We start from the raw sequence: 18,300 nt of genomic DNA, 5'->3' as shown, positions 1-18,300 counted from the left end.
GACCCAGGACCCAGGACCCAGGACCCAGGACCCAGGACCCAGGACCCAGGACCCAGGACCCAGGACCCAGGACCCAGAAACTTCCTTCTTGACTCTTTCCAAACATTCAATAGCATCTCCTTTTAAACAGATTGACGACTCAAGGACTTATTCATGAAAATCCTCATTGACGAGAACATGCCTTATGCCGAGGCGCTATTCAGCCAGTTGGGCGAGGTGATCAGCAAGCCGGGCAGAACGATGACCGCTGAGGATTTGGTGGATATTGATGCGCTGATGATCCGCTCGGTGACCAAGGTAAATGAAACTCTGCTGACCAAGGCGAATAAGCTCAAGTTTGTCGGCACCGCAACAGCCGGCCAAGATCATGTTGATGAAGCAACATTGACGGCTAAAGGTATCGCCTTTACCGCTGCGCCGGGCTGTAACAAGGTAGGTGTGGCTGAATATGTCTTGAGTAGCCTGATGGTGCTTGGCCAGCAACAGGGCTTTTCTATTTTTGACAAGAAAGTAGGGATCATTGGTGCCGGCAATGTTGGTAGTTACCTTGCTCAATGCTTGGAGGCGCTAGGGATCCCGTATCTGCTGAATGACCCAATCAAACAGCAACAAGGTGATAGCAGGACTTTCCATTCGCTAGACGATATCCGCTTGCAATGTGATGTCATCACCATGCATACACCGATCACCCGAGATGGCGACTACCCGACCCATCACTTGGTCGATGGCACTTTCCTCGCAGATTTACAGTCAGGTGCAATACTGATCAATGCAGCCCGTGGTCCGGTAGTGGATAACCAAGCACTCAAACACGCTCTGCAACAAAGCCAATCTGGCGAAGGCAAGAAGCTGACGGCTGTCTTGGATGTATTCGAACACGAGCCGCAGGTTGATCTCGAGTTATTGCCACTGTTGGCTTTTGCTACCCCGCATGTTGCTGGCTATGGCTTGGAAGGCAAGGCACGCGGCACAACTATGGTCTTTAACAGCTATTGCCAATTCCTTGGCTTAGAGCAACAGGTCACAGCTGCTAGCTTGTTACCGATCGCTCCGGTACCACAGGTCAGCCTAAGCCAAGAGTGGGATGAGCCGACGCTATTTAGCCTGACCCAGATTGTCTACGATGTGCGCCGTGATGATGGCTTGTTCCGCCGTGAAATGGGTCAAACGGCAGAGGGTAGCCCGGAAATGGCGACTGCTTTCGACCGGATGCGCAAAAATTACTGGGATCGCCGTGAATATAGCGCGATTACAGTAGCGGGCGAGGCCCATTTTGGGGTAGAGTCGCTGGCTAAATTAGGTTTTACAGTAGAGGAAAGGCCATGAGCCAGGAATTTGATATTGCAGTACTCGGTGCGACCGGCGCTGTCGGCGAAGCCATTGTAGAAGTTCTTGAGGAACGCAATTTTCCTGTTCGCAATCTCTATTTACTTGCTTCTGAGCGTAGTGCGGGCAAAGTCTTGCGCTTCAAAGGTAAGTCTGTACGGGTCAAAAACGTTGAAGATTTCGACTGGAGCCAAGTTCAGCTCGCTATCTTCTCTGCCGGTGCAGAAGCGTCTGAGCGCTGGGCACCAGCGGCTGCAGATTACGGTGTGGTTGTTATCGACAATACGTCCCGCTTCCGCTACGACTACGATGTACCGTTGGTGATCCCTGAGGTAAACCCGCACGCGATAGCGGAGTACCGTAACCGCAATATTATTGCCAACCCGAATTGTTCGACGATCCAGATGCTGGTGGCGCTGAAGCCGATCCACGAAGCTTATGGTATCGAGCGTATTAATGTGGCGACTTACCAGTCGGTATCGGGTACTGGCAAAAAAGGTGTTGATGAGCTTGCGGGGCAAACGGCTAAGTTGCTAAACGGCTTGCCAGCGGAAACCAGCGTTTATGATAAGCAGATTGCCTTTAACTGCTTACCACATATCGATGAGTTCATGGATAACGGCTACACCAAAGAAGAAATGAAAATGGTGTGGGAAACCCAGAAGATTTTGGGTGATGACAATATCCGTGTTAACCCGACTTGTGTTCGTGTTCCTGTATTCTATGGCCATGCCGAAGCCGTTCACGTCGAAACTTGCCAGCCGGTACATATCGAAGAAGCGATTAGCTTGCTGGAAAGCGCTGAAGGTATTGAAGTATTCCATGGTAATGATTACCCAACCCAGGTAAGTGATGCGACTGGCAAAGATCACGTGATGGTTGCCCGTATCCGTGAAGACATCAGTCACCCTTGTGGCCTGAACATGTGGGTGGTTGCTGATAATGTCCGTAAAGGGGCGGCGACCAACAGTGTACAGATCGCAGAAAAGCTGATTGAAGAGTACCTGTAACACAATCTATGAAGCTAGCGCTATCGGCTAGCGTTCATGGCGTGATAAATATTCAGCGCCCTGTTTTATAAACAGGGCGCTGTTGTATTTTCAACTTGCTGAATCTACTATCGTTCTGAGTTGGTCAACAATAGTGCGACCTTGCTCCCGACTTCATGATTAGGTGGAGATGTCACGCTCAAGATTATTGTGAATAGGCCGAAATTAAATAATCTTGTATCATACTGCTGTGCGCATGCATTTAATATTGATGCCGTGTGCTATGCATTCTTAGCTATTTTCCTGCCAAAGAGGATGACAGGCAGTGTCTGATCTTTCGACGATGATAAAACGTTTTTTCCTGCCGGTAATATTATCCACCGCTGTGATTTATTCCCCGGTCCACGCGAATACCGTTCGTATTACAGGGCCAACCCAAGGCGTACAGCCCACAGCTTCTTCATTGCCAGCGAACACCGGAGCGTCTACACCGTCGTCTGCTAATGCTTTGCGCTATGGGCCTACTACCAATGTTGAGACGCTGTGGTCGATTGCGACTCGCTATCGGCCGAATAACCAAGTCTCTATTTATCAGGTTATCGGCGCTATCTTCCGCCAGAATCCACAGGCATTTGAAAATAGTAATATTCACGGCTTGGTTCCGGGCAGCATGTTGGCGATCCCGACAGAAGCGCAAATGCGTCGTGAAAGTATCGACGTGGTTAAGCAGCGTTTGGAAGCCGATCAGCGAACTCCTTCTCGGAATCAGACTCGAACGACTGCTACGTCATCCCCGGTAACGACGCCGAAACCGACTGCAGCGAAGCCGGAGTCTAGACCTGAGCCAGTAGCTCAAGCGCCAAAGCCTGATCCGAAAGTTGCTTCGAAACCAGAGCCAACCGTTGTCGCACAGGTGCAGGAAAAGCCGAAACCAGTGGTTGAAACCGTGGTGAAAGCGGCAGAGCCTGCGCCTAAAGCGGCACTGATCCCGCCTAAACCAACAGCCTTGCAAGTTCAGTTGGATGCTTCTGACGAGCAGATGACCAAACTGCTCGAGAGCAATCATCTGCTACGTGTGCGGCTTGCCGAGATGCAGCACGAAGTGTCGGCATTGAAGCAGCAAGTGACCGACGATGAAGCGTTGCGGGAGCAGATCAAAGGTTTTATCGACCAACAGCGTGCCATGCAAACACAAATGGTTGAGCCGCAGCCGAGCTTGTTCGATCGTTTGATTTCCAACCCATTGATGTTAGCAGCAATGGCGCTGATCCCTGGCGTATTGATAGCCGGTTTGCTGGCTTACTTCCTGCTTGGCCGTAAGCGTGAAGCGGAAGATGATGTGAAGTCATTGGATGCCCCGCAAAGTCAAGATGAAGCTGCAATGATGCCGCCGCCGCCACCTATGCCGGCTGATGACGAAGATATGCCGAGCCTGACTCTGGGTGACGACGAAGAGCTTGATGATCTGTTCGGTGATGATGATTCCCTGTTCGATGATCCTGAAAGCAGTTTGTTTGGTCAGGAGTCTTCTCTGGCTTCGAAAGAAGACAGTAATAGCTTTGATATTGCTGGTGATCTCGGTGGTAATCTTGGTGCGAGCAGTATTTCAGTCAATAGTGATGATGAAGCTATTGGTCTGGAAGATATGGAGCGGGCACTGGATGAAATGGACAAGAAGCCTGAGCCGAACTCTGATGAAGAATTGGCTGCAATGTGGGAGCAGTCACTGCAGGCCGATGATGACGACGAAGATAGCTTTGACCTGTCTTATGACGGTGATGAGCTAGATCTGGACGCACCGATGGCACCGTCGGTCGACGAAGAGCAGATTGTTGATCAGGCCATGTTGGATGAGTTGTTTTCTTCAGCCGTCACTGATGAGACGAAAGAGTCAAAAATACAGCCTGATCAGATGGTTGGTCAGGATGAGCTTGATGCCCTATTCGACAGCGTCGATGTAGATAGCCTTGATGTCGATAACGCCGTTATCGATGCTAATGCAGTCAATAGCGTACAGGCCGAGCAGGCGGCGGTTGATCAGGCTTTAGCCGATATCGAGTTGATGGACTCACCGGCAACGGAAGATGATTTTTCATCAATGCTTGATGACGCTATCGACGATGCTGCGGATATGTCGGCGAGCGATCCGACGGTGCTTCTCGATGAATTGCTCGATGATGACGATAGCCTGACCTCCGAAATAGAATTGGAAGAAGACAGCACAGCATTGCTTGATGAGTTGCTCTATGAGCCGGAAACGGACAGCTTGCTGGGTAGTCATGATATTGAGATAAATGAAAATAGCACTGAGCTATTGGATGAACTGTTGGCCGATGCTGATGATCTTGATGAAGCCGGACTTGGCGGATCAGGGCTTAGTGATCTTGTAGAAGAGCCATTGGTGCTGGATGACATCAGCATTGAAGAGGACAGCACTGAGCTACTTGATGACATTCTGGACCAATATACCGAAACCGACCAACCTGCTGATGCTGATGCGACGGAGCTCGAGGGTCGTGTAGTTGTTGAGCCGGAACCATTAGCCAAAGAGCCAGAAATTGATGAAATTGAGCAGCTTCTTTCCTCGGCTGATGCCAGTATGTTGGATACTTCAGAGCCGGATGACAGCGCTGAAATTGAAGCTATCGGTCAAACGGTTGAACAGTTGCTTGAGAGCCTGGAAGCTGACGAACAGGCTGATAGTGAAGAGATCATCCTTGATGAGCCTGCTTTTGATTTTGCAGCGGACACTCAGCAGTCACAAGTTCACGAAGCGTCACAAGGTGAACCTGATGTCCAAGAGCTAGAAAGCCCGGAAGCGCAAGAGAATAAAACCTCAGATCAAAGTGAGCACAACAGCGAAGAGTTCCCAATCTTTGATGAGGAAACTCTGCTAGCAGAGCTTGATGAGGAGCCTCGGATTGAGAACGTTGCCCAGCAAGCCGTTGAAGAGCCTGTTAAGCACGAGTTCGATAATGCACCGTTGACACTCGATGATCTGCCAGAATTCGATGAAGAGGCCGCATTTAATGATCCGGATGTAGAGCTGCAGCAAGAACAAGAGCAGGAGCTGAGCGAAGACGATGAGCAGGCAATGCTTGATAATATCGTTCGTCAGTTACAGCAGGCAGCAGAAGCGGCAGAGAAACCTCAAGTAAATGAAGAGCCGTTGGATGCTGTAGTGGCTGAACAACATGTTCAGCCCGAGCCACAAGCACCCGCTAGCCCTTATTCACTTCATGGCCATCCGGATATTGAGTTTGAAACTCTGGATCCGGCAAGCTTGCCTGAGTTTAATGAGGATGAAGCCCTACAGGCTTCATTCGATGAGCAGCATGAGCTAGAGCAGTATGAAGTAGAGCAAGGGTTCAAACCGCAAGCGTCCGCTTCGCAACCGCCTGTATCGCAAGCTGCAGTTCCACAAGTCCCTGAGCCTGTCACGGCAGAGCCTGCAATGGCAGAAGCTTTGGCTCCAGCAGCGCAACTGAGCGATGAGTTTGTCGACTCGGCAGGGCTGGATATGGATGCACTACTCAATGACCCTGAACTGCAAGCAGACTGGGAGCGTGAGCAGTTGGTGGGCCGTTCGGAAAATGTTGCTGGCGATAGCTCTGCAGACGAACATTTATCAGCAGAAGAGAATGCAATTTGGACGGCGAGCAACCCTGAGCCCGAACTTGAAGGTGAGGACTGGGGGGATCAACCAGAGATGAATATCGAAGACGTGCCAGCCTTCGACGAAGATGATCTTTTGGTTGATGACGGTGCTGATTCAGAAATTGTGGTTGAGGGTGAGGTAAATGAACCTCAACCTGCGATGGAAGAAGCGGCCAGTGAGTTGGTCGATGAATCTCCGGTAACAGAGCCCGTTTATCGCCAAGCACCTGACGCTTCTTACATCAGTATTGATGAGCTGATGAAGGATCTTGACGGTGAGGAGTCTAATAGTGAATTGGATGAAGCGCCGCTGAATCTTGATGTCGGTTTGGATGAGTTCCCTGATGTGCTGGCCGATATTGGTAGTTTGGATATCGACAGTCAAGGTGAGTTTGCCAGCAAGCTTGATTTGGCCAAAGCGTACCTTGAGATGAATGATAGCGAAGGTGCCCGCGGGTTACTCGATGAAGTTGCCCAAGGTGGCGATGGTGATCTTCAGCGAGAGGCAAAAAGCCTGCTGGTGAAAATGAGAGGATAAGAACGGATCCTAGATCCTAGTACCTGGGAGGAGGGAAAAACTGGGCCTAGGAAAAGCGGTTCCTAGTTCCTAGGAAGTGCGGAAGAACAAGAGCGAAGAACTTGACATGAAGTAACTACGAAAAACGCTCCTGTAGGACCCAGGACCCAGGACCCAGGACCCAGGACCCAGGACCCAGGACCCAGGACCCAGGACCCATCTAGGAACTAGCCTCCAGGATCTAGGATCTGGAGTAAAAAAGCGGAAGCACATGCTTCCGCTTTTTTTGTTATAATCCCCCATTATTTTGAAAATCGGCCTTTGGCCGCCAGCAAGACGAAGAATATTATGCGAATAGCTTTAGGTATTGAGTACGACGGTGCGAAATACTACGGTTGGCAACGCCAGCGTGACGTAGACAGTGTCCAAGAGCGCTTGGAAAAGGCGCTGAGCAAGATTGCCAATAAGCCGATTGAAGTACAGTGTGCGGGACGGACCGATGCTGGGGTTCACGGTACCGGTCAGGTGGTTCACTTTGATGTTGACGTTGACCGTAAAATGGCAGCGTGGACCATGGGGGTGAATGCCCACTTACCTAAAGATATTGCGGTTCGTTGGGCCAAGGTTGTGGATGACGAGTTCCACGCCCGTTTTACGGCGACGGCGCGTCGTTACCGCTATATTATTTATAATCATGCTTTGCGCCCTGCTATTTTAGCCAAAGGTGTAAGCCATTATCACGGCGAACTCGATGAAAAGGCGATGCACGAAGCGGGTCAATACTTGTTGGGTGAGAATGACTTCACATCCTTCCGTGCTGTGTATTGTCAATCTCGTAGCCCATGGCGTAACCTAATGCATTTGAACGTGTCGCGTCAGGGTAACTTTGTGATCATTGATATCAAGGCTAATGCCTTTGTTCACCATATGGTACGCAATATTACAGGAAGCCTGATTAAAGTCGGCCGAGGCGAAGAGAAGCCGGAATGGATCCAGTGGTTGCTGGCCCAGAAAAATCGCACCTTGGCAGGAGCAACAGCTAAAGCGGAAGGTTTGTACTTGGTAGATGTTGACTATCCTCAAGAACATGACCTGCCGAATGTACCTGTCGGCCCACTGTTTTTGCCAGATTAATCTGGCAGGTAACGGTCAGATTTGTCTCGGGCTAACTTGTAGTACCAGTTTTTTATCTACAGTTAGACGAGTTTGTGCTTTAATTCCACCTCGGTAAATTAACGAATTTGTAATTCTCTGCTGCAAAGACTTGTGCTAAGACCCTAAGGGCAGGGAAATAAAAAATAAAAGGTCATTCATGAGCTGGCTGGAAAAGATCCTTACTAAAAGCAATATTGTTTCTTCTCGCAAAGCGTCTATCCCTGAAGGGGTGTGGACCAAATGTACTTCTTGCGAACAAGTGCTTTATCACGCCGATCTAGAACGTAACTTGGAAGTTTGCCCTAAATGTGACCATCACATGCGTATGAAAGCGCGTCGTCGCTTGGAAACTTTCCTCGACGAAGAGGGGCAGATTGAAATTGCTGCTGAGCTTGAGCCAAAAGACAAGCTTAAGTTCCGTGATTCCAAAAAATATAAAGATCGTCTATCTTCTGCTCAGAAAGCGAGCGGTGAGAAAGATGCATTGGTCGTGAAGAAAGGAACCTTGCTAGGCCAGCCATTGGTTGCCTGTGCATTTGAATTCTCTTTCATGGGCGGCTCTATGGGCTCTGTTGTGGGCGCCAAGTTCGTTCACGCTGTTGACGAGGCGATTGCCAACAACTGTGGCTTGGTATGTTTCTCTGCCAGTGGTGGTGCCCGCATGCAAGAAGCGTTGATGTCGTTGATGCAGATGGCGAAAACCAGTGCTGCACTTGAGCGCCTGTCTGATAAAGGCTTGCCTTTCATTTCTGTACTGACTGACCCGACAATGGGTGGTGTGTCGGCAAGTTTGGCGATGCTAGGTGATATTAATATCGGTGAGCCAAAAGCCCTTATTGGCTTTGCGGGTCAGCGTGTTATCGAACAAACTGTGCGTGAGAAGCTACCTGAAGGCTTCCAGCGTAGTGAGTTCCTGCTTGAGCATGGTGCGATTGACATGATTGTTGACCGTCGTGAAATGCGCCAGCGTATCGGCGGCATTGTTGCTAAGCTGACTCAGATTGAATCACCGATGGTGGTGCCTGTCGAGAGACCAGTAAAAGCGGTTGAAGAGAAGGTAGAAGAGCAGAACGAGCAAACTGAAGAGTAAGCTGGTATCGCTTGATCATATTGAAGAAAACGGGGCTAAGGCCCCGTTTTGTTGTTTGTCGATAGCCAAACACTTTGACGTTACCTAGGTATAACCTTTTATAACGCTTCGGTTTATTTCCACCTCACTGTCAAGAATCAATATATTGCAGTTTGGTCTGGCCGCGTTCAGTGGTAAATTAGGGCTCATATTGTTATAGCGAAATGAAATATGATGTCCGGATTGACAGCACCTCAAGCAAACTCCTCTTTGGCCTCATGGCTGACTTACCTTGAACAACTTCATACTAGCGCCATTGACCTTGGTCTTGACCGAGCACAGACGGTGGCTCAGAAAGCCGATCTAATCAAGCCGGCTCCTTGCGTGATCACCGTTGCAGGTACTAATGGCAAGGGGTCGACCTGTGCCATGATGGAAGCGATCCTGCTCAAGGCCGGTTATCGTGTTGGGGTATACAGTTCTCCTCATCTTGTGCGTTATAACGAGCGGGTTCGTATAAACGGTATCGAATTGCCAGACAGTGCCCATAGTGAAGCCTTCTCTTTAATTGAACAGCAGCGCGGTGAAACCAGTTTGAGCTTGTTTGAGTTTGGCACTCTGGCTGCACTGCAGTTATTCAAGTCTCGTCAGGTTGATGTCGTTTTACTGGAGGTAGGACTTGGCGGTCGTTTGGATGCAACGAACATTGTTGATCATGATGTTTCAGTGATCACTAGCCTAGCGGTTGACCATGTTGACTGGTTAGGTGATGACATCAATGTTATTGGTTATGAAAAGGCCGGTATTTTCCGTAGCGGCAAGCCCGCGGTATGTGGCCAGCCAAATCCACCGGCAACCGTACCTGCTCACGCCGATGATATCGGTGCCAAGTTTTTCCAGGTTGGCTACCAGTTTGAGTACAGTGTTGAAGATGATCATTGGAACTGGCAAAGCGGTGCCTTCACTTTAGAGCAACTGCCGCTTCCATCGCTACCGTTGCCCAATGCGGCAACAGCATTGATGGCGCTGGCTGTTGCAGAGCTCAACATTACTGATGAAAACGTGGTTGAAGGATTGGCAGACGCGACGTTGCCGGGGCGAATGCAGACAGTGTCAGAGCTGCCTTTGGTGATCATGGATGTGGCTCATAACCCACATTCGGCGCAGTATTGTTCCGCGCAGCTAGAGGGCATTAAGAACAAGCTTGGCAAGAAACAGCTCCATGCCGTAGTGGCGATGCTTCACGACAAAGATATTGCTGCTACCATTGCTGAGATGAAAGAAGTGGTTGATTGTTGGTATCCAGCTTCGTTGACAGGCCCGAGGGCGGCGACAGCCGAAGAGATCCGCGCTTATTTACCATCGGGGACCGATACATACCAGACTCCTGAAGCGGCTTATGACAAAGCGCTGACACAGGCTCAGGCTGACGATATGGTAATTGTATTTGGCTCCTTTTACACTGTAGGTCAGATAACCAGTCACATTGAAGTAAAGAATCAGGAGTAACTGTGGCAAGTAAATTTCAGAGCCGGTTGGTCGGGACAATCATTTTGGTGGCAGTCGGAGTGATATTCCTTCCCGATTTGTTCGACGGCAAAAAACAGCATTACCAAGAGCAATTTGCCAGTATTCCGCTGCAGCCTGAAACCACCGCTGAAGTAGAATATGAAACGATCCCTGCTCCGGAGTTTGCAGAGGTGGATCTACCCCCAGAACCCGTCACGGTCGTGATTGATGAGCCGAAGTCGGAAGAAGTGACAGCGGAGGCCATCGAGGCGGCTAATCAACCATTGAAGGTTGAACCTCAGCCTATCACCGAGCCTAAAGTGGGTAACCAAGAGACTGCTTGGGTGGTTCAATTGGGGGTTTTTCGTAATTTTGATAATGCTAACCAATTGGTTGAGCGTCTTCGCAAGGCGGGTTATCAAGCGCATGTTTTTCCAAAGCAGCCACAACAAGGCGATCTTGCCAGGGTTGTTGTTGGTCCTGATGTGTCGAAGCAGAAGCTTTCGGCTGACATCAAGAAATTGGAAGAATTGACCGGATTAAAAGGCCGATTGGTCAGATTTAATCCACTTAACCCTTAGGTAAACGTTTGCGTTCTCATTTTTTCTGTTAGAATACGCATCAACAAAATGAATACAACAAATGATGATCTGGATTGATTACGTAATTTTAGGCGTAATAGGCTTCTCGGCTCTGATCAGTGTGATCCGAGGTTTTGTCAAGGAAGCGCTCTCGTTAGTGATATGGTTTGCAGCCTTTTTTGTCGCAAGCAATTTTTATACTCAGCTGGCGGCTTACTTCACTAATATTGACGACGAGATGCTTCGCAACGGCAGCGCAATCGCTGCCTTGTTCATTGCCACGCTGATAGTCGGCGCAGTAGTGAACTATGTGATTGGACAACTGGTACAGAAAACAGGTCTGTCAGGCACAGACCGGGTACTGGGCATAGTGTTCGGAGGGATACGCGGCGTATTGATTGTTGCCGCGGTACTGTTCTTCATCGACGCCTTCACGGGGTTTGCCGATTCGGACTGGTGGTTGCAGTCCCAATTGATCCCGCAGTTTGGCGTAGTGATTGAATGGTTCTTCACGTACTTAAAGGACACATCAAGCTTTTTACCGGGCGCATTTTAGCGAACGGAGTGGAATGTAACGGGTTCAGTGGCTTAGTGTACTGGTACCTAATGGAAAAGTTATCAGCGGGTATTTGGCAAAGCCGAATACCCGCTGAAATTCAAATGAAGCGTGACGAGGATTTAGGACATGTGTGGTATTGTCGGAGTCGTGGGTTCAACCCCGGTTAACCAGTCTATTTATGATGCATTGACCGTGTTGCAACACCGCGGCCAAGATGCGGCTGGTATTGTTACCTTAGAAAGCAATCGTTTTCGTCTGCGTAAAGCGAACGGTCTGGTCCGTGATGTGTTTGAAGCTAAGCACATGCAACGTTTGCAGGGTAACGTAGGGATCGGCCATGTGCGCTATCCGACGGCAGGTAGCTCTAGCGCCTCAGAAGCCCAGCCATTCTATGTTAATTCACCTTACGGTATTTCACTGGCTCACAATGGTAACCTGACCAACGCAGCCGAAATCAAAGATCAGTTGTTTGAAAAAGCACGTCGTCACGTCAATACAACGTCTGATTCAGAAATTTTGCTGAACGTACTGGCAAACCAACTGGAAAGTGCCAAGACCTATCCAATCACTCCTGAAGAAATCTTTGATGCTGTTCGTGAAGTACACCGGATGGTTAAAGGTGCTTATGCCGTCGTTTCTATGGTTATCGGCCACGGTATGATCGCATTTCGCGACCCGCACGGCATTCGTCCATTGTGTCTGGGTAAACGTGAAATTGAAGGCCAAGTTGAATACATGGTTGCCTCTGAATCTGTTGCATTGGATGCGGTTGGTTTTGACTTCATGCGTGACGTTGCACCGGGTGAAGCGGTTTACGTGACCTTCGATGGCCAGCTGTTTACCCAGCAGTGTGCTGATAACCCGACCCTAAACCCTTGTGTGTTTGAATTCGTTTACTTTGCACGTCCTGATTCGTTCATCGATAAGGTATCGGTTTACAGCGCACGTGTATGCATGGGCCAGAGACTGGGTGAGAAGATCAAGCGCGATTGGGCTGATATGGATATCGACGTAGTTATCCCAATTCCTGAAACTTCATGTGACAGCGCATTGGAAATTGCCCGTACTCTCGACAAGCCATACCGTCAAGGCTTTGTGAAAAACCGCTATGTTGGCCGTACTTTCATCATGCCAGGTCAACAAATGCGTCGTAAGTCGGTTCGCCGCAAGCTAAATGCTATCCGTTCTGAGTTCAAGGATAAGAATGTATTGCTGGTTGATGATTCTATTGTTCGCGGTACGACATCAGAGCAGATCATCGAAATGGCCCGTGATGCCGGTGCCCGTAAGGTTTACCTAGCTTCTGCTGCCCCAGAGGTACGTTTCCCGAATGTCTATGGTATCGATATGCCAACGGCAAACGAGCTGATTGCCCACGGCCGTGAAGTGGATGAGATCAGCAAGATGATCGGTGCTGACGGTTTGATTTTCCAAGATCTGCAAGATCTGGTTGATGCCGTTGCCGAAGGTAACCCAGATATCCAAAAATTCGAAACCTCTGTATTCAGTGGTTCTTATGTAACGGGTGATATTGATCAGTCTTATTTGGATTACCTGGAATCACTACGTAGTGAAGATTCGAAAATCCAACGTGAAATCCAACAGGATTTGGCGAACCTCGAGTTGCACAACGAAGGGGTGTAAAGGGCTGGAAGAGCTGGTTCTTGGTCCTAGGTACAGGGAAGAGCTATAGAAGCAGCGCTCTGCGTCAGTAATGATGGAAAAGCGAGAGATTGATAGTCTCTCGCTTTTTTTGTGTTTGAAGCCAAACGAGGTAGGGGGTAATTACTTTCCCCAGGACCCAGGACCCAGGACCCAGGACCCAGGACCCAGGACCAGCTGTCATTAATGACTAAACTGCGGTCCAATTCCGAGGTTCCACAGAATCACCGAGCCTGCGATAATTGATACCAGTAGCACCAGCCCACAGGTTACGATGGAGCTGGCATAGATGAACCCTCGCTCTTCAGGAATGTGCATCAGGATAGGGACGCCGGTATATAGCAAATAGACCGAGTATGCGATCCCGATAAGGCCGGCAATCATCAAGAACCAAACTTGCGGATAAATAGCCGCGATACTTATCATGAAAAGCGGTGTGGCGGTATAAGCTGCCAGTTCAAGCGCTTGTGTGTAAGTCGGAGTTGAACCGAAGGTATGGCTCATCCAATAGGTGAGATAGGCGAGAGCAAAGACCCCTGCGATCAGGGCAAAATACATGGCTACCGACATTGCCAACGCACTGCCTTGGGTTAGGTAAATGGGCGAACCAACACCAATACGCCATCCAATAAAGACGCTGGAGATGAAGGCAAACGCTGGTGGCAGTAGGGCAATCAGTAAAATGTGGCTCAAACTGCTTTGGACCCCTTCATGTTCCTTGTCAATCGCCCGCCACTCTTGTTTGGGGTGGGTGTACAAACCGAATAAATGTCCCAGAATCATAACGCTTCCTCATCGAGTCGTGCTTATTTTCGTCTGTTACCGAAGAACACAGCGTCAGTTCATATAGTGCTATGGGTGTTCTTCTTGCTAGCTGTGGCTTTGCCTACCAATAAACACAAATTCAGGAAGGCTTTTCGTGCCAGTACTATTAACATTTAGTCGGGGTTGAAACACTTCGCAAGGAAGTACGGCATCTTATGGGAATTTATCCACTATGTGGGTATTCATAATGAAGAAGGGCGTATGGAGGAGTGCTACCTCCCCGCATAATGAGGTGATGCGGGAAGGAAGTTTTCTACTGCGAGAGCTTAAAGCTTGAAGTATTCGCTGGCAAACTCAATGAAAATCCGCAGTTTCTCTGGCTGGTAATCGCGGTGGTTATACATCAGGTATACGTCACGCTGGTTCGATGACCAATTTTTGAGGATTTGTACCAGTTCACCAGAGGAAATGTACTTTTCCAACATCACATCTGGCATCAAGGTAATCCCTAACCCTGACATACACGCCTTACGCACAACATTGAGTTCGTTGGCTTCATAACGGCCACGATCAGACACTGTCACTGTTTCACCGTCGCAGTTGGTCAGGCGCCAACGTAGCAGTGGCTTACCCTTTAGCAATGGGTGCTGGTGCAGATCTTGAGCGTGCTTTGGCTCAGAGTTGTGATTAAGATAATCTGGACTGGCGACCAAAATATCTTTCACTGCATTGATCTTTCGTGCAATCAAGGTGGAGTCGCGCTGTGGGCCGACCCGGAAAATGACGTCCCAATCGGTTGGGTCGAGAATTTCAGGATCATTGCTCATCATCAGCTGGATATGGATAGCAGGATGCTCTTGCATGAAGGCATTGAGCAAAGGCTGCAGCATTACTTTGGTCAGGTTGGATGGTGCGGCAATCTTTAGCTTACCGGCAGCCCCTTTGCACTCTTCGCTGACATGCTCGGCCGTATCGACCAAACTTTGTAGCAACGGGCTGCACTCATCGTAAAATTTCTGTCCGGCTTCTGTCAGTGATAGCTTCCTTGCATGACGGTTTAGTAGGCGGATATTCAAACACTCTTCAAGTGCTTGGATACGCCGGGTCAGGGTGGCAACGGGCACCTGGGTCTTACGAGACGTCGCTGTGTAACTGCCATTCTCCACAACCATGCGGAATAAATTTAAATCGTCAAGCTTCATAACTGTACAACACTGAAAACTTATAATGGGGAATTGTATAACAAAATATATAAAAAGATGACGCTTTCAAGTCAACTTTTGCTGTAAATCAAGATAACGCGTATTTTTCTTTTTAGCTACTACCAAGTAACTTGAGGTCACTTGGGGATAAATCTTAGTAATTGAAAAATTTAAATTTTGATGCTGTTAACAATTTTCAATATTTTCGCCACCGAAAGTATGAATCCCCTGACGATCTGCGGATTTCGACCTATGCTTTTGTTAGGTTAGTCAAGCCTGTGGTTAGCGTTGTCATGAGTACACATTCCCAGCAAGGCGGCACCCGAGGTGTCAAGCACCATTACCATTCTTCAGTCAGGGAGCAGGCTTTGCTTGAAGATAAAGATGTTTTGATCGTCGAAGATGATCCAGTATTTAGAACCATGCTTTCTGGCTTTCTTATCAGCCAGGGATGCCGAGTGCGTGAGGCGGAAAATGGCCTGGAGGGGCTTAAGGCATTACGAGATGAAATGCCTGATATTCTGCTCTGTGATTTAGCCATGCCGATATTGTCGGGGATGGAATTTGTTGAGGAAGTCTCACTGCAGTATCCGATGGTACCCATCATTGTAATCTCCGGTACCGGTAATATGTCAGACGTGGCGGCAGCCTTGCGCCTTGGTGTGAAGGACTTTCTCATCAAACCGCTCGATAACATCATGGTGCTTAAATCGGCGATTATGTCGGTACTCAAATCGGAAGATTCAGTTACGGAAAACCTTGGCTTTTCTAGCCAATGGGTAAATATCGAAGAAGAAACCGTCGTTGATGAAGAGCTTGAGTGGCATATTGAGGAGCTTAAGGCGAACCCGAGGGCGGCTCGGGAGTTGCTGATAGGGCTGATGCCTGAAACACAGTCTTCACTCGGAGATTGGCAGTTGAATTATTGTATATTGCAGGCAACGGATGTTCAGCCTGTATTACTTGATTATACTTGGCTGATGGATGGCCGATTGGCGTTTTATTTGGTCGACTCGGCGACGGGGGGCGACAACGGTACGGCAACCACCTTGTTGATACGAGCCTTCTTTAATGATTATTTACGTACCCGGATGGGCGATCAAAATACTATCTCCGGACTCATTAAATTAATTGAAAAGGGGATGCGCCACTCTGGTTATGCCTCTCCGATAAAGGCAATATTTGGTATTTTTGATGTGACTGATAAAACCTTGAATATTGCGTCTGCAGGTCTTTCAGCGCGGTTGCAAACCAGTGATGGCGAGCAACTTGTGGTTGCACAGCCATGGTTGGGTAATCAAGCGAGTAAGAATGATAGTGTGGGCCTCAAGCTTTCAGACTCAGGTGGGCGGCTGTCGCTGAGCGAAACAGGTTCGGCCAGTTTTAGCTTAACCTTCAAGAGAAAGGCCAAGAACTAATCCCAATTAACCAAGTACCTCAAAAATGACTTGGAAGTCGTTATCATCACCATTATATAAAAACGGAGAGCCAAGGCTCTCCGTTTTTTGTATGTTGCTCTTTATGATAAGTAGCTCTTTATGATAAACAGCTTGTTGCGAAGAAATTACGCCTGTACTGGCTGAGGCTCTGCCTCTTCCTCAACAACCTTACCTTCTGCACCGTGCATCCAGCGGATCAGCTGGTTAGAGCATAGTAGCAGAAGGACACCAGCAACGGTTGCAGCAATGGCAATACCGCTAAAGATAGCCATAGGGCCAGCTTCACCTACGTGGGCACCGATAATACCGGCCACATAGTTAGCGATTGCGTTGAAGCCGAACCACGCACCCATCATCAGAGAGGCAAGACGTAGCGGAGCCAGTTTAGTTACCATTGATAGGCCGATTGGTGATAGGCATAACTCACCCAGAGTATGGAAGAAGTATGCCGCGACTAGCCAAAACATGGATGTCTTCACGGTGATATCGCCACCTTGCTGCATCACTGCACCCATCATGCAAACGAAACCTGCTGCGAGAAAGAACAGGCCCATGGCAAATTTAGCCGGGGAACTTGGTTCTTTAGGGCCCATTTTCACCCAGATTGACGCAATAAGTGGTGCAAGGGTGATCACGAAGAACGGGTTAAGGGACTGGAACCATGCCGCAGGTACTTCAAAGCTACCGATCATTCGGTCAGTGTACTGCTGCGAGAAGATATTCATTAGGCCACCGGCTTGCTCGAAGCCGGCCCAGAAAATGACGACGAACATACCCATGATCATAATGACCTTCAGGCGATCTTTTTCTTGTTTGGTCAGTGGTTCTTGTTTACCTGACTTGTTCATTGCCGCCGCACGTTTTGCTGCTGGCTCTTTACCAATATTACCTAGTAGGCGCTCGGCAAAAATCAGCTGAGTTACCAGACTGATCACCATACCAATACCAGCCGTTAGGAAGCCGGCTTTCCAGCCGTAAGCAGCAGAGGCGGTACCCGCAATAATACCGGCTAGCAATGAGCCAAGGTTGATACCCATGTAGAAGATAGTGAACGCGCCGTCACGACGGTTATCACCGTCTTGGTATAGATCGCCCACCATGGTTGAAATGTTCGGCTTGAACATACCGTTACCAATGATTAGCAAGCCTAGGCCGAGGTAAAAGGCTGTCACAGAATGTGGGTCGACCATGCTGTTTGGAAGAGCGAGGGTAAATTGGCCCAAGGCCATCAATATGCCACCAATGATAATTGAGCGGCGCTGGCCAAGGAAGTTATCGGCAATATAACCACCGATAAGCGGGGTGATATAAACCAAGCCAGTATAAATACCATAAAGGTTAAGGGCGTCTTGTGTCGACCAACCAAGACCACCATTGATGGTTTTGTCGGTGAGGTAAAGCACCAGAATGGCGCGCATCGCATAGTAAGAAAAACGTTCCCACAGTTCAGTTCCAAACAGTAAGAACAAACCTTTAGGGTGGCCTAACAACGTGCCACTATTCAGATTGCTCATAATTATTCTCTAAATTTAATTGATTTTGTGTTTGCTAATGTCGCCCCTGTTATAAATGACAAATTATTAAACTGCAAATCGTTACAAAATGAAAACAAAACAAAAACAATGCAACGTGTTGATTAATAAGCAGTTGCCTGCTATTTACTCAAAATTGAAATTTCAGATTTACTATAAGCTGTATAAAGGAAATTCTTTAAGGTTAAATGTTTTTGGTTGTTTAATCTTTATTTTTAAGTTTTTGTGGTTTTTTACTCTGCATGTTATCCCTGTTAATGGTTGTTACATTTTGGCTGGTTATGCAGTGGAACTCTAAATGTTGGTATATTGAGCTTGATGGAAGGCAAAACGTTGTC

Annotated in this window: 13 protein-coding genes; 10 read left to right on the top strand and 3 right to left on the bottom strand. The window is 48.5% G+C overall.

The features are described from left to right. Nucleotides 1-153: 153 nt before the first annotated feature. The 9 genes from ACVA58_RS07455 to purF all read left to right on the top strand — a co-directional run bounded on the left by ACVA58_RS07455 (nucleotide 154) and on the right by purF (nucleotide 13,006). Entirely contained in the window at nucleotides 154-1,326 is a 1,173-nt protein-coding gene (locus ACVA58_RS07455) for a 4-phosphoerythronate dehydrogenase (RefSeq protein ID WP_446509792.1), read from the top strand. After that, nucleotides 1,323-2,336 carry an aspartate-semialdehyde dehydrogenase gene (locus tag ACVA58_RS07450; RefSeq protein WP_446509791.1) on the top strand — a complete coding sequence of 338 codons (1,014 nt, stop codon included), beginning with the start codon at nucleotides 1,323-1,325 and terminating at the stop codon, nucleotides 2,334-2,336. Before ACVA58_RS07455 ends, ACVA58_RS07450 begins: the two co-directional genes overlap by 4 nt. A gap of 304 nt (nucleotides 2,337-2,640) precedes the next feature. After that, entirely contained in the window at nucleotides 2,641-6,510 is a 3,870-nt protein-coding gene (locus ACVA58_RS07445; RefSeq protein ID WP_446509790.1) for a FimV/HubP family polar landmark protein, read from the top strand. A gap of 327 nt (nucleotides 6,511-6,837) precedes the next feature. Beyond that, nucleotides 6,838-7,623 (top strand): tRNA pseudouridine(38-40) synthase TruA, encoded by a 786-nt coding sequence (gene truA / locus ACVA58_RS07440; protein ID WP_446509789.1) that lies wholly within the window; start codon nucleotides 6,838-6,840, stop codon nucleotides 7,621-7,623. Nucleotides 7,624-7,801: 178 nt separating this feature from the next. Then, complete coding sequence (gene accD, locus ACVA58_RS07435) at nucleotides 7,802-8,734, top strand: acetyl-CoA carboxylase, carboxyltransferase subunit beta (RefSeq protein ID WP_446509788.1); 933 nt, start codon at nucleotides 7,802-7,804, stop codon at nucleotides 8,732-8,734. Nucleotides 8,735-8,947: 213 nt separating this feature from the next. Further along, nucleotides 8,948-10,222 (top strand): bifunctional tetrahydrofolate synthase/dihydrofolate synthase, encoded by a 1,275-nt coding sequence (gene folC / locus ACVA58_RS07430; protein ID WP_446509812.1) that lies wholly within the window; start codon nucleotides 8,948-8,950, stop codon nucleotides 10,220-10,222. Between the two features lie 2 nt (nucleotides 10,223-10,224). Further along, nucleotides 10,225-10,803 carry an SPOR domain-containing protein gene (locus ACVA58_RS07425; RefSeq protein WP_446509787.1) on the top strand — a complete coding sequence of 193 codons (579 nt, stop codon included), beginning with the start codon at nucleotides 10,225-10,227 and terminating at the stop codon, nucleotides 10,801-10,803. A 64-nt stretch (nucleotides 10,804-10,867) separates the two neighbouring features. After that, the gene (locus ACVA58_RS07420; RefSeq protein WP_446509811.1) at nucleotides 10,868-11,359 is read left to right on the top strand and encodes a CvpA family protein; all 492 of its coding nucleotides are present in this window, start codon (nucleotides 10,868-10,870) and stop codon (nucleotides 11,357-11,359) included. A 129-nt stretch (nucleotides 11,360-11,488) separates the two neighbouring features. After that, on the top strand, nucleotides 11,489-13,006 hold the full coding sequence (purF, locus tag ACVA58_RS07415; RefSeq protein WP_446509786.1) for an amidophosphoribosyltransferase: 1,518 nt from the start codon (nucleotides 11,489-11,491) through the stop codon (nucleotides 13,004-13,006). Nucleotides 13,007-13,207: 201 nt separating this feature from the next. On the opposite strand, the gene ACVA58_RS07410 is transcribed toward purF, so the two are convergent. Together ACVA58_RS07410 and ACVA58_RS07405 are read right to left on the bottom strand one after the other, a co-directional pair. After that, nucleotides 13,208-13,807, bottom strand: a complete 600-nt coding sequence (locus ACVA58_RS07410; RefSeq protein WP_446509785.1) for a Yip1 family protein — start codon at nucleotides 13,805-13,807, stop codon at nucleotides 13,208-13,210. 308 nt (nucleotides 13,808-14,115) lie between these two features. Continuing rightward, a complete protein-coding gene (locus ACVA58_RS07405) occupies nucleotides 14,116-14,991 on the bottom strand; it encodes a LysR family transcriptional regulator (RefSeq protein WP_446509784.1) in 876 nt (291 codons plus the stop codon). 368 nt (nucleotides 14,992-15,359) lie between these two features. Between ACVA58_RS07405 and ACVA58_RS07400 the strand changes: the two genes are divergently transcribed. Then, a complete protein-coding gene (locus ACVA58_RS07400) occupies nucleotides 15,360-16,409 on the top strand; it encodes a response regulator (protein WP_446509810.1) in 1,050 nt (349 codons plus the stop codon). A gap of 146 nt (nucleotides 16,410-16,555) precedes the next feature. Here ACVA58_RS07400 and ACVA58_RS07395 read toward each other — a convergent pair whose 3' ends face one another. Beyond that, nucleotides 16,556-17,944, bottom strand: a complete 1,389-nt coding sequence (locus ACVA58_RS07395; RefSeq protein ID WP_446509783.1) for a peptide MFS transporter — start codon at nucleotides 17,942-17,944, stop codon at nucleotides 16,556-16,558. Between the last annotated feature and the right edge of the window lie 356 nt (nucleotides 17,945-18,300).

The organism is Photobacterium sp. DNB22_13_2, from assembly GCF_052873915.1.
Note: the sequence above shows the minus strand (reverse complement) of the source record. Positions and strands in the feature narration are given on the sequence as shown.

Coding starts and splice junctions, on each gene's coding strand:
- ACVA58_RS07455 (WP_446509792.1), top strand. CDS start 154: ATGAAAATCCTCATTGACGAGAACATGCCTTATGCCGAGGCGCTATTC.
- ACVA58_RS07450 (WP_446509791.1), top strand. CDS start 1,323: ATGAGCCAGGAATTTGATATTGCAGTACTCGGTGCGACCGGCGCTGTC.
- truA (WP_446509789.1), top strand. CDS start 6,838: ATGCGAATAGCTTTAGGTATTGAGTACGACGGTGCGAAATACTACGGT.
- accD (WP_446509788.1), top strand. CDS start 7,802: ATGAGCTGGCTGGAAAAGATCCTTACTAAAAGCAATATTGTTTCTTCT.
- folC (WP_446509812.1), top strand. CDS start 8,948: ATGTCCGGATTGACAGCACCTCAAGCAAACTCCTCTTTGGCCTCATGG.
- ACVA58_RS07420 (WP_446509811.1), top strand. CDS start 10,868: ATGATCTGGATTGATTACGTAATTTTAGGCGTAATAGGCTTCTCGGCT.
- purF (WP_446509786.1), top strand. CDS start 11,489: ATGTGTGGTATTGTCGGAGTCGTGGGTTCAACCCCGGTTAACCAGTCT.
- ACVA58_RS07410 (WP_446509785.1), bottom strand. CDS start 13,807: ATGATTCTGGGACATTTATTCGGTTTGTACACCCACCCCAAACAAGAG.
- ACVA58_RS07405 (WP_446509784.1), bottom strand. CDS start 14,991: ATGAAGCTTGACGATTTAAATTTATTCCGCATGGTTGTGGAGAATGGC.
- ACVA58_RS07395 (WP_446509783.1), bottom strand. CDS start 17,944: ATGAGCAATCTGAATAGTGGCACGTTGTTAGGCCACCCTAAAGGTTTG.